This is a genomic window from Brachyspira alvinipulli ATCC 51933 (assembly GCF_000518245.1).
Taxonomy (GTDB): domain Bacteria; phylum Spirochaetota; class Brachyspiria; order Brachyspirales; family Brachyspiraceae; genus Brachyspira; species Brachyspira alvinipulli.
Genome location: NZ_KI912406.1, coordinates 216,025 through 230,079 on the forward strand (window position 1 = coordinate 216,025; position 14,055 = coordinate 230,079).

The window sequence follows — 14,055 nt, forward strand, 5'->3', positions numbered from 1 at the left end:
TGTAAAAAATTATTTTATTATTTGTGGGGACTAGCCCAACCGCTCTGCGTACTTCGTAACACCCCCAGTTCTTTTACCGAGTAGGTACCTTTCGGTATTGGTATAAAAGAACTTATATCCTCAACAGGCTCGGATACGCTTCGCGAAGAACTGCATTTTTAGTATAAATTTAGGATATATCCTATTATTTAATAAGTATTTTTAAAATATAAAGTTCTGGCAATTGCGTTTTTGCAACTTTTTTGTGCGGCAAAAAAGTTGATAATTCTATATAAGTGCATCAGTTGACAAACTTAAAAGTTTAACGAATTTTTTAAAATCTATAAGAAAGCGGTACAAGGCTTTATTTTTATTGACAAGCAAAATACAAGCAGGAAAGAAACTATTTGAGAGATAGTTTTTCACACTTGTACCGCATTTCGAGCTTATTAAGTTAAAAGAACTGTTATTTTTCTTCTGAGCATACAACTCTTCAGAAGATAGTATTATACTTCTATCATCTTTCATATTCTCTTTCCTTTAATGCTGCAAAAGTTTCTCAGGCTTTTGTTTTGATAGCATTTTATAATTTTGCTTGTCAATTACTAATATACACAAAATAATTTTAAAGTCAACAAAATACAAAAAATTTTTAAAACTAATTTTTTAATAAAATAAATTTGAGTAAAAAAGTAGTAGTGGTAGTAGTAAAATTAATTGGCACATTTCTTGCAGTTAACTACTACTACCTACTTTTAAACTTTCTTTTTGATTTAAAGATTTTAAAAATAAAAAAACTAGAAAACATAGTTATCTGGTATTTATAAAAAATCCGTGTTTTTGAAGTTTTTTAATCGGACATACATAAATCTATATTAAACCTAAAAAAGCCACGAAAACAAGCCTCTACGCTTCAAATAAAGCCATTCAAATCAAAAATCAAAACTCAATTTTTGATGATGTTATCGCAATAGCATAAATTAAAAATTAAAATAGCTCCTAATAGAAAAAACTCAGTAAATAAAATCATAATTTTTTATAGTAAAGTGTACAAAGCGTGCATGTTTATTTTGTGCATCTTACCAGTAAAGTGTACAAAGCGTGCATGTTCATTTTGTGCATCTTACCAGTAAAGTGTACAAAGCGTGCATGTTCATTTCGTGCATCTTATTAAAAAATCAGCAAATCAATTATAAAAAGTTAAATCAAAAAGTTTTGATTATTCAGAACTATAGTATTTATAAATACCATATTACAGTATAGTATTAGAGTATAGTTCAGTTATTAATTTTTTATACTCAGTTTATCAATTCTGTTATTAAGCTCATTCATTTTTAGAACTATTGTATTAAGCGTATTTGTTATATTTTCCTGAAAGTCATTTTTTGTATTTTTGATTTCATTATCTATATTTATTTTTTCTGTATTTACTTTATTAAATGGGTGATTACTCATTGCATTTTTTATCATATTCATAAGCACATAAATATATCTGCTTGTTGTTGTGTTAATATTTGAATGTCCCATCATCTTGCTTATTAAATAAGTTTCTGTTCCGCATTCTGCCATATCAGTTGCAAACCCACGCCTAAAAGAATGGCATGTAATTTTTATTTTATTTCTTTTTGATATTACTCTCATAATCATAGTTATAGTTTCTATTGCTAAATCATGGCCATTGTTTTTAATAAAAAGATTATTCTGTTCTTTAATTTTATTTTTTCTTAATATCTCATCACGCTCTGCTATATAATCAATTAATACATCTTTAATCATATCAGAAAAAACAACTATGCGAGGTTTACTTCCTTTTGTTTTATAAATAGTTATAGTTTTGTTTTCAAGATTAATATTTCTAATATCTATGCCTGCAATTTCTTTTCTGCGAATGCCTGTGTTTGACATTAAAAGCAGCATTGCAATATTTCTTTTATTTGTAAAACTGTCTTTTGAAGTTCTTTCTATTTTTTTTATAATATCTAAAGTTTGATTTGCTTTTACTACTAACTGCTCTTTAATTATTGGCTTTGGCCTTTTTATATCATCAAAAGTATCTATCAATATTTTAGCCTCTATTATTTTTTTCTTATGCAAAAACTTCAGATAGCTTTTAACAACATTTATTCTGCAGTTGATAATATCAGATGATAACTTAATTTCTGTTTGATATGATATATATTTTTCTAATAATTCTTTATTTATATTTTGGTATAAAACTTCAGTACTGCAAATATAGATATAATCTTTTTCAGAGAAAATAGAATAATCATTATCTTGTTTAATTATGAACTTAAAAAAATATATAATATTATTTTTGTATGTTTTTACAGTTGATGAACTTTTATCTATAGAAAGATAATCAGCAAATTGAATAATAAAATTGACATCTTTGGAATAATCATAAAGATTATATTTTTCAGCATTAAGCATAAAAAAACAACTCCATTTTTATTCGGCATTCGCCCGCCGTAGGCGAAAAAATTTGCTTGACTTTTGAAAAAGAATAGAGTTGTTTTCTTAGATATAAATAATTATCGGTTTAACAAAATAATAATTTATCTATTATTAAAAATATCTAATATTTCTTTACTCCCTATATCTTCTGCTGTTCTATAAGGAGTTATACCATATTGATGTTTTGCATAAATATCTGCACCATAATTAACTAATTCAATTATTATATTTAAATCTTTTTCATTAAAAATGTCATATCTTAATTCGTACTGCAATATAGCTACCATTAGAGGAGTATTTCCATTTTTATCTCTAATCTCTATATCTGCCCCCAGTTCTAATAGTTTTTTGGTAAGTTTGATATCATTATCATGTATGGACTTTATTAATAAGGTATCACCATTTTTATCTTTGGCATCTATATTTGCTCCAATTTTTACTAATGCTTCAAGTTTTTTAAGATATAAATCAGTTGAAAAAGGAATATCTAATAATGCCGTATTTCCTTTATTATTCCTTATTTCTAATTCAGCTCCAGAGGCTACCAATTGTTCTACAACATTATATCCTACAGTAAATAATGCTGTATTTCCATCATTATCTTTTGCATTTACATCAATTCCTAGTTTTATTAATTCAGCTGCTATATATTTATCTTGTGTATAAAATAATATAGTTTTTCCTTCTTCTATTATATTTATGTCAGCATTATTATTTATAAGTTCTTTTACAATATTAAGATTTGTTAATGAACTAGCTAAAACTATTGGTACAGTAACTATATTATAAATTGATTCGCCATCAATTCCTTGATACCGAATAGTATTTGTAACTGATTTATTAACATCAGCACCTCTTTTTATAAGTTCCTTTACTATCTCTGTATTTGATATCATTATTGCATATATCAACGGTGTATATGCCTGATTAATAACACTATTAGTAATTATAGTATTAACATCAGTATTATTTTTTATTATTTTTTCTAAAATAATAAGACTTTCTTTATCTCTTGATTTTAATAAATTATAATTTTGTGCAAATAAATTAAAACTTAAAATGAATAATATTAATAATATTTTTTTCATAATATATATCCTATTATTTTTATTTAATCATTCTATAAAAATGAAACAAAAAATCAACAATAAAAAAGGTTAATAAGGGTTATATTTTTTATTTATAGTATAAAGTTTTTATTAAAAAGAAATTTGCTGATTATAATTTTTTTTAAAAAATCATAAGAACTGATTAATATTTCATTATATTTCTTTTTAATAGTATACATAAAATAAATTTTAAGGAGTGCAGTATGCAAAAATTAAAACCTTTCAGCAAAGAAGAAAAAAAGATTGGAATAACTTTGAGAGTTACAGAAAAAACATTTCAGGAGATGAAGAAAGAGGCTGACAGTTTGAATATGAGAGTAAGCGAGTATTTAGTAGAACTGCATAAAATGTATATGAATGAAATATACAAAAAGTAATAAGCCTAAATCAAAAAAAGAGGGTAAAGTCCCCAAAACTTTACCCTCAAAAATCAAAATATCACTTGCGAGGTAATAAAATGATTACTACAAATATAATACTACTGTTTTTAAAAATAGTAAAGTATATTTTAACATTTTCTATAAAAATAATTAATAAAGATAAATACAAAAAACTTCATTATATATTAGATAAAGCAGATTCTTTTTTAACTCTTATTGTAAATATTTTATCAATAATTGATTTTGATTAAAGAGTTAAAAAACAGGGCGGAGCTTAAAAAGCTCCGCCTTAAAACATTTTATTGTTAGGAGAAAATGGCAGATTAGAAGTAATATTAGATTACCCATTTCAAACTTTGATTTATGAAATAATAGCTATAAAAAACATCAAGCATACATAAGCTAATTTAATAAAATAATATACTGATGTTTTCTCTTTAATGAGAGCTTTTAATCTATCTCTCGCCGTAGGCGGGCTGTAGCCAATGTTCCTTCAACCTCATTCATAAACTTGTTATAGTATTTTACTATTCCAATAAAAGTAAAAAACACCATAGCACCTATTAAAAAAATTAATATTAATTTGAACATATTTACTCCTTATTTTTTATATTTGTTTAGGTAAAATCCAATCTATATTATATGTATTTCCAGCAGTTCCTTTAAACTCTAAACTGCACATAAAACTATTGTTATGACAATAAATGACTTTTAAGCTGCCTTCACTAGTGCTTATATCATATTCTTTATTATCTTCAAAAAAATTAATGATACCGCTGTTTGTATAAAAACTAAAATTACTTTCTCCGCTTGCAAATATTAATTGTCCTTTTATTTTATATTTTCCTTCTTCATAAACTATTCCAAAATCTTCGCTTACTTTAGTAGGAGACATTTTATTTATTATTTCATTATTAAATAATACTATTTTATTATCTATCAATTTTATATTATTAAAGTTCTCGTTAGTTATAGAAGTTTCAGAAGTTTTCTGTATATTAAGATACAAATAATTTTCAAGTATTAAAATCATAATCATTAAATTATCTGTCATTATAAGAGGGATAATATTTTTAATATCAGTATCTATTTCTTTTGTTGTTTTAATAAACATTTTAGAACTGCTGTTTGCATCTTCATATATTTCTATATTTCCTTTTAGGCTGTAGGAATTATCTTCATTTTCGACTAATGATAAATTACCGCAATCCTTTACTTTATTATCATCAAATGCAGAGCCCATAAAAGATGATACTATTTCAAAATTATAATTATTAATTCCTAAAAATATTATTATACTTTTTAATGTATTATTTAATATTTCTATAGCATTTTGAATATTCTTCTCTTTTTCTATTTTTGGAATATCAGTATTTTTCGGAGCTGTTAGATTAAATGTAAGTATTTCTTCATTTTCTATATCGGTATTGTCGGTATGCTTTATCTCTAAATAATAAAAAGTTATAGGTATATTGGCATACTTAGTTCCTAAATCAGATCCGTCTAATAATTCTTTTCTTATATAATATTTAATAGATTTATTTTTATTTGATGTTATCATAGTGTTAGCTTCTACATAATAACTATCATTTTTATCTGTTTTTATATCAAAATAATTTTCTAAAGCAAAATGAGAAAAAACAGCGAAAACTCCTGAATGTTTTATTACTTCTCCTTTTATTACTGTCTTACCGTTTATATTTTGAATATTAAAAAATGAAAGCCATTCTCCTGCATTGTTTATAGGTATAAAATCCTGATTATTTTTTATATTTTCTATTTCTATATTAAGAGTTATGTCATAGTTTTTAATTTCAAAATTAGAATTATCTTGTTTTTTTATTTGAAGAATAGGAACTGCATATAAAAATCCGAAATTATATTTAAAATCATTAAGTCCTTCTATCAATATTTCATTTTCTTTTGCATTATTCTCACTATTTATAAATTGATATATTTCGCTTATTATATGTCCGAAATCATTATTACCATTTATTGATAAAATATAAAAATTAAGTATGCTTGCATTTGGACTTGTATTATTATAATTTAAATTCCCTTTTAATATATACTTATTTTCATTTTTTTCCAGTATAAGAGTATAAATATCATGCACTTCATCTATATGAGAAACATCATTGATAGAATAATCAGTTATTAATTTTATTTCATATCTTTCTTTAAGCTCATTCTTAAATCGAGGAAAATCGTATCCTGAAAAAAAATCTAAATTAGCATTGTCATTATTAAAAGATATTTTATCAGCAGATGATGGAAGTTGTGAAGATTCTCCGTTTCCTAAACCATCAATTCTTTCTTTTAACTCATTTATACTAGAATGTAAATCTTTGATATTAGAAACAGGAGCTTCATTAGCCTGACCGCCTTTTAATTTTTCTACATTTGTTATTATTTGATTAATATCTTCAGCATATACAGTTTTTTCATTCTGCTGTGCAGATACTTCTTGATATTCTGTAGGTTTTTCAAGCATAATAAAACTCCTATTATTGCTATACTCGCCTCACAATATAGGAGCGAATAAGTAAACTTATTCGCTTGTTCGGCTCGTTTTTTGCTATATTCTTATTTTATTTATTTTTTATATTTATAATAATTTGTTCCTGTCTGTATGTTATACCATAATTGCCATTCGCCTATTTTCATAATACTTTCCTGATACCTTCTCATTAAATCCTGCCGATTTGTTGCTGACTTTATAATAAATATTTCTGGCGGTGTAGAAAGCGGTACTTTGACATATTTTATTTTTGTACTGCATGAAGTTAATACTATTAAAATACTTATAAAAATTATTAGATATACTATTAAATGTTTCATATTCTGTCCTTGTCAGCTTTTCTTGGTCTATGCTTTTAATCATAGCATCAGAATTACTAAAACTATTTTGGAACTTTTCATTTTCTTTAATAAACAGTATCTCATTTTGAAGTGTTTGAGTTTGAAGCTCTAAACCTTTAATATTCTCCTGATATTGTGCAATCTCTTTTTCCTTTTGCCTTATAGTATTATTTTTATATGCTATAACTGAAAAGCATACAAAAACTACTAAAGCAATAATAACAGCAGCTATTATTCGCTTGCCTAACTTAGTTCTAAAAAAACTAAAAAACATTGTCGATGTAATCATTCTTACTCCTTTTATTCTTTATTATTATTTTTTTTATCATCATCATTATGATTATTGTTTTTTAATATCTTTAGAAAGCCTCTTAAATCGCTTCCCATACTGACACTGCTTAAACCTAAAACTATAATAAGCAATGCAACTCCCCAATCCTGAGCAGGAGTTAATCCTTTTATTACTATTAAATAAAATACAACAACCCATCCTAAAACAAAGCTGATTATGCTTGTATATATGCTTAATTTTTTATTGGCATTATGTTTGTCTATAAAACTCATTTATCTAACTCCATTATATTTTAAATTGTCGTGAAATATGCCTAGAAGAAACTTCTGCAAATATTCAAGATTTTCTAAAACTATTTCACTGTCTTTAATAGTTGTTTCAGTAAAGTTATTATAGATAAATACATCATAGCTTTTTAATCTGTCAGTAGCAGGAATATTTTTAAGATTTTTCAAAAATGTATTACGTTTATCATATTGTGCTTTATGATTATTGTAAATTGATTTGTAAATATCTTTAACTTTGTCTAATATAATCATATAATAGAAGTTGCAGATATTTTCTAATGCCAATTTTTTTATACTTATAATATCGCTTTTAGATAAAGATGTATTATATATATCTATAATTTCTATTCTTTTTTCTTTTACATATTTTTCAAACTCAGCTTTATTTTTATTAAGTATATGATTATGTGCTATGTAGCTTATGATTTGACTTTGTACTTTTAATGTGCTTTGACTTATTATACTGCTGTATTCTTTATAAACTGTAAGCGATGTAATTTTATCATCATATTTAAACTTATTTTCATCTTTATTATCACCATTATAATAAGCTAATATTTCACTGTTATTTTTAGATTCTAATACAGCTAGTTCTTTTGGGGATTCAAAAGCATTAGATACTATTTTGTTTTGATTTTCTATAGGTTTTCCTGTACCAAACTCTATAGTACCGTCTTTTGCATTGGCCTTCATGTTAGCAGTTTTTCCGCTTTTAATTATATTAAAAACGAAATAAGCTATTATTATAGAAGAAATACAAATAAATACTACGGCAAAGTCGCTCATTATTGCTATGTTCGCCTCGCCTAAAGACTATACTTAATAAATTAAGTATAGGGCTTCGGCTCACCCTCCTTTATTACTCCAATATTTTTAGTATTCTTTCAAATCTTTTCTGCCTATCATCAAGTCCGTTGTATCCGCCGTTAATAAGTTTTGTAACTCCTTTAACATCGCCTTGACGTGCAAGCAAACCGCAGCCTTTTTCCTGCCAAAATAATAAAGCAATCTCTACAGCATTATTAGGCTCTTTTGCCAAATCTGGATTATTAACTAAATCTGCATTTATTTTTTTGCCGTAGTTTCTATAATTATTTTTCCCAGTAAGCTGTATTATTCCTCTTCCTCTGTATTTATAGCCTTCATCTTGGACATTACCCAAACGTCCGCCGTAAACAAAATTGCCTATAGCCTCAGCTCCTTTAATACACAATTGTTTAGCATTATCTAAACTACCAACTCTTTTTTTGAAAACATCAAAAAGTCTTTGAGGAGTATATCTGAAGCTCTCTTCAAGCCTTTTATAATCATTACTTTCATGCGTAGTTTGTGCTAAAAACATAGCAGCTTCTTTAATGTCTGTTATATTATATTTTTGAAAAGCATTATTTAATGGTATAAGCCATTTTATATTTATACCGATTTTATTTAATATATTTTCATTAAACATATATCACTCCTCTTTATTTTCTATATTGCTGTCGCTTTGCGTGCCTAAAAATCCAGCTATACTCCAGTATAGCTGCGGCTCATACTCGCTTATTATTTATCTTTCCTCTTTTTTTAATTCGTATACTTTTATATATTCAGTATTTGATTTCGGTTTTGCTATTTGAAGCGTCACTTCTCTTTGCTTTAATACTTTAATTTCTGTTTCTATATTCACTATAGCTTCGCTGTATTGATAAGATGTATTCTCATGCATTGAAATGTTATATCCGTTATGCACAACTTTACCTTCACGTTCTTTTAATATTTTAAGAACATCATCTTTCATAGCCTCAATATTTTCTCTATTTTTTTTCTCATCATTTTTTAGCTTAATATATTTTTCTATTAATGATATTTCTTTTTTATTTAATTCTGTTATACTCTCTTTTGACATGTTTTATCCTTATATTTATATTCATACATTTATATAAAAAAATATAAGGATAATTCATTGCTTATATAAAAAAATTATAAAATATACGGCATTATTTGTATCATTGATTCTTGAAGCTCTTTTTTGATATTATTTAATCTTTGAGAAACATTACTCTGCGACATTTTTAACTCTTCTGCTATTTGTTTCTGCGTATATCCTTTTGACAATAGATAAAGTATTTCTCTTTGGTCTTTTTTAAGTAATGCTATTATTATTCTTTTGCTGTCTCTATCTTCTAGTTTTGACAGGCCAAAAGTATATATAATATTTGAGAGATCTATTTCAAATGCATTGAATGTAGAATCAGAATAAATATCATTATTATTTTTTTTATTTTTTATTATTTTTTTCATATCATCGCATAACTGTATGCATGTATCTCTATTGCTGCATAAATTACAAGTTTTAGTATTTTTTTTCATTTTTTATCTCCATAAATTATTTATGTGCTCTGCAATTTTTATAGCATCATCAGTATTACAAATATTTGTAATATTTAATTCTTTTTTGGCTGAATCTATATCATGTTTCAATTCAATATATTCTGCATAATTATAGCTGTATGCTATATCTTCTACTGACATATTATCTATTGCAATAACTCCTAAACTTGTAATCATAATCTACCCCCTAAAAATTATAATTGTCTTAGCTTAATTACATTATCAAATATATTGAGTTTGAGTATTTCACACTTGCAAGGCTTTATATAGTAAGTGCCGTTTTCTCTTTTATATTCAAACTCCACTATATCAAATAACTTTAGAAAATCTAAAGTTTCATAATATTCAAAAGTGTAATATTCTTTTAATAAATATCTGCTTTTCATTATCTCATTAGATAAACTGATAGCATCTTCTTTTCTTTTTAATAACGTTTCAAACTCTTCATGAGCATTTATTCTATGTCTTTTTTTAGCCTCTTCTTCAAAGTCAGTATTTTTATATGTGGACTTTAATAAATCATATTTAATGCTGCAGCTTGATAAATATTCACCTTCCTCTACTGTTTTATCAACTCTTCCCATACAGTATTGTTTTATTTTGTATTTTGCTTTATTTTCACGAAATCTTGTACTAATAAAATCTATTTTATTGTCATATATCTCTAATCTTCCTTGCTCTAAAAATGAAAGTTCTCCTATTAAATCAAGTGTAGTTTTTTTATTATCATTATCAAGCAAAACAGCTATTTCTCTTGAACGTTCTTCTTCAATCTGCCAATTTTCTATATTATAATTTTCTTTAATGTATGCTATGTTTTCATAATCTTCTAAAATCTCACGCATTAAAGTTAAAGATTTATAAGGAGGAATATCTATTTCTGCATATAACTCATATAAATTATCATTAGTATCTGTTATAGAATGTACTTGTTTATGTCCTCTAAAAATTAGTTGTCCTTTTTCTTTATCTAATGTCCATACTCTTTGACTTTCTTTTCCATCTTGATAATCCTTAAACTCAGGGATAAATATCTCCAATTCTCCGCTTATAACTTTTCCATTTTCACGTTCTATTATTTCACTTTCGCTCTCTGGTGTTTCTATAAAATATATATGAGGTTTTAATTTATTTTCATCAAGAGGATCGTTCCTATTAACAATATTTTCTATAGCATGCCTTGAAGTGTCGCATATTTCAAATACTACCTCTGGTATTAAATCAGGATTTAGTATGCTTGGAGTATAATATTTTATAGGTTTTAATTTTACTATAATACCATGTCCAGCTGCTAAAGTTCTGCAGGTATCAATAGTATCTTCCCCGCTTTGAACATTCTCAGGGAAGTTCTTTAAATCTGGGTATTCTTTTTCATTAAAAACATTTTTAGGAAGTTCAGCAGAAAAAGAAGCTCTTATATCTGAAGCCGTTATTGTTACAGTTTCTAAAAAAGCATAGTCAGGCTTTTGAATAAAACCAGAGAATATAATTTTTGAATCAGAAAAATCACTGATGTCAAATACCTGCCTGACTAAAAATCTATTACCATATAAATTACTAAAATCATCAAAAAGTCCGTCATGATTTCTTAATGTAACGGACATTTCATTTGTTTGAATAGTATCAAATGCAAGCGAATCCCCTTCTATATCCGCTGTATCTATCTCCTCAACTCTAGGCTCTATGTAGATATTATTCAATTCAGTAACTAATCTGTTATTATTGTCAGCCCATTCACGTGTGGAGAATAGTCTTTTTATATTTATAATAATATTTTTCTTGCTGTAAGGAGTTTCAAAGTTATTAAAATGTATAGCTATATAATTTATTTTATTTTCTGTATATTGATAATAAGATTTATTTTGCTGATAAAGAGATTCTAAAGAAAAAACTTCTATATATCCTCTGTCATTATCAATGCTTATAGAACCGATATTAAATAAATTATATAATTCATTTTCGTTTATACTAAATAATTCATCAAAATAAGAATCTTTGTATAATGAATATATTTCATTAATACTTGCAATCCATACACCTCCAAAAGGTGCGAATATTAATCTAGTATCAGGACTAGAAATATCAAGTTCTATAATGTTTGCAAAACTCTTAAGCATTCATAAAACCTATTTTTGCATATACTCTATTACTGCTGCCCCATCTTGTCCTTTTTCTCCATTAGCAACAACACCATGGCTATTACTATTAGTACCTCCATTTCCTCCAGTTCCAACTATTATTTTTATTTTAGATGAAGAGCCAAGCATTCCTCTTGTTACATCTACTATAGCAGCACTTCCGCTTCCACCACCTGCTGAACCATAACCCTCTATAGAACCATTTCCTCCATTTCCTCCGCTAGCCAAAGTAGTATTATTGTTAAATATTGCTCCTGTATTTGGATTTTTTTGATCATATCTTGTAGTAGTTCCATTATTCCCGTTTATTAATTTCCCTTGTCCGCTTGCAATCCCTCCATTTCCTCCATTAAATGATATTGTACCTGTTTTTACTGCTATCTGACCGCCTTGACAAGTTGTTACTGCCGCATCATTTACCAATACTTGGGAATTACCTCCTGCCTGAGGTTCTGTTCCTTTATTTTCTAATAAACCATAATATCCGCCAGCACCGCCTGAAGTTATATGTACAGTTATGCTATTAACATCGCTTGGAAAATCAAACTCATGTTCTCCAGCTTCGAAGCTTACTGTTTTTCTTTTTAATGTTAATCCTTTTCTTTGAAAGTCATTAATATTCCAATATTTTTTATCTACATAGCCTCCTAGATTGGCATCATATTTCATTGATAATCTTAGATATTTCTCTTTTATTATATTATTCTCATCTTTTACATAAAAGCCTCTATTATCATAATCATAATCAGGAAATCTGTTTCCTAACATTTCACTATATCCGCCTGCTATTTCCGCTCTTAAATAATCATTATCTTTATTATCAGCATCTCTTACTATAACAAGTTTTATAAATCTTAAATCTTCTTTAACATCTGTTATATTATCAATTCCCAAAGGGACACTGTCGTGTAGCTTTATATTTTCATTTGTTTCAAATAATCTGCCTTCAAACTCACATATACTTCCTGCCAAAATATCTGGAAGTTCTCTGTCTGTATCATTCCAATGATTTAATTTTATGCCGTCGAAGGCCGTGTGAAGCATACGCATTTTCTGCATAATAATATTCTGCTGTCTATAGCTGTCTAGTAAATTGCTTGGATTTTCTTCTGGTTCTTTAATTAACTTAAACATTAATACACCTCATTATTATACATATCAAAATAATTTATTATTGCTATGCTCGAACTCGGCTATAATCATAAAGCAAATAAATTTGCTTTATGCCTCGTTCTCGCTTTATTTTTAATAAACTTCATTATTATACATATCAAAATAATCTATTTCATAATATCCGTTTTTGGTTATTACTAATGGAATATATTTGCTTATTTCCTCATTATTGATTAAATAAAAACCTCCTAGCTCTTCATTATAATAGCAGTCTAAACTGCTTACTATTTGGGCATCTAGGTTTCTGCCGTTATTAATTAATTTTAATAGAATGTATTTATTGCTGTCATTATTTGTATTGTCTTTCCCCAAAGGGGCACTTTCGTGTAATACTATATGCTTTTTAGTTTCATATATTGAATAGCAAAACATACATATAGAACCTTTTCTTATAAACGGCATACTGCTTTTATTAGAGAAATCTATTTTTATACCCTCGAATGCAGTATGCAGAAATCTTGTATGTTTTAATAATTCATTTTGTCTTTTATATGCATCTTCAATACTAAGAGGTATGCAGGAAGGTTCATAAACGAGTTCAAACATATTATTTAATCCTTATTATTCATAAAAAATTGTTCGCTATAATATGTATGTCAAGTAAACTTGCCATACGCTCACAATTTTTTATTTTATTTCCCTAAATGTTAATTCTGTAGAATACTGATATAAATCATTCTTTCATTTCTTAAAATCTATTTTTTCATTAGTACATACATAGAGTCCAGATTTCATATAATATTTAGCTTTTGATATAGTATTATCTTTTACAATAGTTGTTGATTTGACAGCAGTTCTTTTTTCTATTGTTTCTGTAATTGTATTTGTTCTGCCTGCATATTTAGATAATCCATATTTGCTTATATTATATCTTGCTATATCTGAATAGCCGTTTTCTATAATCTCGTCTGGACTTATTGTTTCTTCTATCCAAACTTGAAGTGCAAAAGGTTCAAAATTACTAATATCAAAAAAGTTTATTATTTTCTCTTTATCATCATTAGTAAGATA

General features: G+C 26.4%; 17 protein-coding genes and 1 pseudogene. 2 read left to right on the forward strand and 16 right to left on the reverse strand.

The genetic code is table 11. The annotated features are described in order from the left end of the window. Positions 1-267: 267 nt before the first annotated feature. The 3 genes from T324_RS0114155 to T324_RS0114165 all read right to left on the reverse strand — a co-directional run bounded on the left by T324_RS0114155 (position 268) and on the right by T324_RS0114165 (position 3,521). The gene (locus T324_RS0114155) at positions 268-507 is read right to left on the reverse strand and encodes a hypothetical protein (protein ID WP_028330860.1); all 240 of its coding nucleotides are present in this window, start codon (positions 505-507) and stop codon (positions 268-270) included. A gap of 756 nt (positions 508-1,263) precedes the next feature. Continuing rightward, positions 1,264-2,409, reverse strand: a complete 1,146-nt coding sequence (locus T324_RS0114160; RefSeq protein WP_028330861.1) for a tyrosine-type recombinase/integrase — start codon at positions 2,407-2,409, stop codon at positions 1,264-1,266. A 125-nt stretch (positions 2,410-2,534) separates the two neighbouring features. After that, positions 2,535-3,521 (reverse strand): ankyrin repeat domain-containing protein, encoded by a 987-nt coding sequence (locus tag T324_RS0114165; protein WP_028330862.1) that lies wholly within the window; start codon positions 3,519-3,521, stop codon positions 2,535-2,537. Between the two features lie 224 nt (positions 3,522-3,745). Here T324_RS0114165 and T324_RS18180 point away from each other — a divergent pair, with 224 nt between their 5' ends. After that, positions 3,746-3,919, forward strand: a complete 174-nt coding sequence (locus tag T324_RS18180) for a hypothetical protein (protein ID WP_169730122.1) — start codon at positions 3,746-3,748, stop codon at positions 3,917-3,919. Positions 3,920-3,999: 80 nt separating this feature from the next. Next, entirely contained in the window at positions 4,000-4,173 is a 174-nt protein-coding gene (locus tag T324_RS18090; protein WP_020003339.1) for a hypothetical protein, read from the forward strand. 199 nt (positions 4,174-4,372) lie between these two features. On the opposite strand, the gene T324_RS18635 is transcribed toward T324_RS18090, so the two are convergent. The 13 genes and pseudogenes from T324_RS18635 to T324_RS18185 form a co-directional block, all read right to left on the reverse strand. Next, on the reverse strand, positions 4,373-4,513 hold the full coding sequence (locus T324_RS18635) for a hypothetical protein (protein WP_245580735.1): 141 nt from the start codon (positions 4,511-4,513) through the stop codon (positions 4,373-4,375). A 16-nt stretch (positions 4,514-4,529) separates the two neighbouring features. Further along, complete coding sequence (locus T324_RS0114185; RefSeq protein WP_051436860.1) at positions 4,530-6,416, reverse strand: hypothetical protein; 1,887 nt, start codon at positions 6,414-6,416, stop codon at positions 4,530-4,532. 141 nt (positions 6,417-6,557) lie between these two features. Beyond that, positions 6,558-7,073: a hypothetical protein gene (locus T324_RS0114190; protein WP_028330864.1), complete on the reverse strand. Its 516-nt coding sequence runs from the start codon at positions 7,071-7,073 to the stop codon at positions 6,558-6,560. An 11-nt stretch (positions 7,074-7,084) separates the two neighbouring features. Continuing rightward, on the reverse strand, positions 7,085-7,348 hold the full coding sequence (locus T324_RS0114195; RefSeq protein ID WP_028330865.1) for a hypothetical protein: 264 nt from the start codon (positions 7,346-7,348) through the stop codon (positions 7,085-7,087). After that, positions 7,349-8,149, reverse strand: coding sequence for a hypothetical protein (locus T324_RS0114200; protein ID WP_028330866.1), 801 nt, complete (start codon positions 8,147-8,149; stop codon positions 7,349-7,351). It lies immediately after the preceding gene. Between the two features lie 73 nt (positions 8,150-8,222). Further along, positions 8,223-8,813 carry a glycoside hydrolase family 19 protein gene (locus T324_RS0114205; protein WP_028330867.1) on the reverse strand — a complete coding sequence of 197 codons (591 nt, stop codon included), beginning with the start codon at positions 8,811-8,813 and terminating at the stop codon, positions 8,223-8,225. Positions 8,814-8,909: 96 nt separating this feature from the next. Next, the gene (locus T324_RS0114210) at positions 8,910-9,248 is read right to left on the reverse strand and encodes a hypothetical protein (RefSeq protein WP_028330868.1); all 339 of its coding nucleotides are present in this window, start codon (positions 9,246-9,248) and stop codon (positions 8,910-8,912) included. Positions 9,249-9,322: 74 nt separating this feature from the next. Then, a complete protein-coding gene (locus tag T324_RS0114215; RefSeq protein ID WP_028330869.1) occupies positions 9,323-9,712 on the reverse strand; it encodes a sigma factor-like helix-turn-helix DNA-binding protein in 390 nt (129 codons plus the stop codon). Between the two features lie 3 nt (positions 9,713-9,715). Continuing rightward, a complete protein-coding gene (locus T324_RS0114220; RefSeq protein WP_028330870.1) occupies positions 9,716-9,910 on the reverse strand; it encodes a hypothetical protein in 195 nt (64 codons plus the stop codon). A gap of 17 nt (positions 9,911-9,927) precedes the next feature. Then, positions 9,928-11,850 carry a hypothetical protein gene (locus T324_RS0114225; protein WP_028330871.1) on the reverse strand — a complete coding sequence of 641 codons (1,923 nt, stop codon included), beginning with the start codon at positions 11,848-11,850 and terminating at the stop codon, positions 9,928-9,930. 9 nt (positions 11,851-11,859) lie between these two features. Further along, on the reverse strand, positions 11,860-13,005 hold the full coding sequence (locus T324_RS0114230; RefSeq protein WP_028330872.1) for a hypothetical protein: 1,146 nt from the start codon (positions 13,003-13,005) through the stop codon (positions 11,860-11,862). A gap of 111 nt (positions 13,006-13,116) precedes the next feature. Beyond that, positions 13,117-13,590, reverse strand: coding sequence for a hypothetical protein (locus tag T324_RS0114235; RefSeq protein WP_028330873.1), 474 nt, complete (start codon positions 13,588-13,590; stop codon positions 13,117-13,119). A 135-nt stretch (positions 13,591-13,725) separates the two neighbouring features. Continuing rightward, a pseudogene (locus tag T324_RS18185) lies at positions 13,726-14,055 on the reverse strand (hypothetical protein); the annotation flags it as partial.

Bases quoted from the DNA above. Each gene is read 5' to 3' on its own strand.
- T324_RS0114220 (WP_028330870.1), bottom strand. From the start codon at position 9,910: ATGATTACAAGTTTAGGAGTTATTGCAATAGATAATATGTCAGTAGAA.
- T324_RS0114200 (WP_028330866.1), bottom strand. From the start codon at position 8,149: ATGAGCGACTTTGCCGTAGTATTTATTTGTATTTCTTCTATAATAATA.
- T324_RS18090 (WP_020003339.1), top strand. From the start codon at position 4,000: ATGATTACTACAAATATAATACTACTGTTTTTAAAAATAGTAAAGTAT.
- T324_RS18180 (WP_169730122.1), top strand. From the start codon at position 3,746: ATGCAAAAATTAAAACCTTTCAGCAAAGAAGAAAAAAAGATTGGAATA.
- T324_RS0114225 (WP_028330871.1), bottom strand. From the start codon at position 11,850: ATGCTTAAGAGTTTTGCAAACATTATAGAACTTGATATTTCTAGTCCT.
- T324_RS0114185 (WP_051436860.1), bottom strand. From the start codon at position 6,416: ATGCTTGAAAAACCTACAGAATATCAAGAAGTATCTGCACAGCAGAAT.
- T324_RS0114165 (WP_028330862.1), bottom strand. From the start codon at position 3,521: ATGAAAAAAATATTATTAATATTATTCATTTTAAGTTTTAATTTATTT.
- T324_RS0114215 (WP_028330869.1), bottom strand. From the start codon at position 9,712: ATGAAAAAAAATACTAAAACTTGTAATTTATGCAGCAATAGAGATACA.
- T324_RS0114230 (WP_028330872.1), bottom strand. From the start codon at position 13,005: ATGTTTAAGTTAATTAAAGAACCAGAAGAAAATCCAAGCAATTTACTA.
- T324_RS18635 (WP_245580735.1), bottom strand. From the start codon at position 4,513: ATGTTCAAATTAATATTAATTTTTTTAATAGGTGCTATGGTGTTTTTT.
- T324_RS0114195 (WP_028330865.1), bottom strand. From the start codon at position 7,348: ATGAGTTTTATAGACAAACATAATGCCAATAAAAAATTAAGCATATAT.
- T324_RS0114190 (WP_028330864.1), bottom strand. From the start codon at position 7,073: ATGATTACATCGACAATGTTTTTTAGTTTTTTTAGAACTAAGTTAGGC.
- T324_RS0114155 (WP_028330860.1), bottom strand. From the start codon at position 507: ATGAAAGATGATAGAAGTATAATACTATCTTCTGAAGAGTTGTATGCT.
- T324_RS0114210 (WP_028330868.1), bottom strand. From the start codon at position 9,248: ATGTCAAAAGAGAGTATAACAGAATTAAATAAAAAAGAAATATCATTA.
- T324_RS0114205 (WP_028330867.1), bottom strand. From the start codon at position 8,813: ATGTTTAATGAAAATATATTAAATAAAATCGGTATAAATATAAAATGG.
- T324_RS0114235 (WP_028330873.1), bottom strand. From the start codon at position 13,590: ATGTTTGAACTCGTTTATGAACCTTCCTGCATACCTCTTAGTATTGAA.
- T324_RS0114160 (WP_028330861.1), bottom strand. From the start codon at position 2,409: ATGCTTAATGCTGAAAAATATAATCTTTATGATTATTCCAAAGATGTC.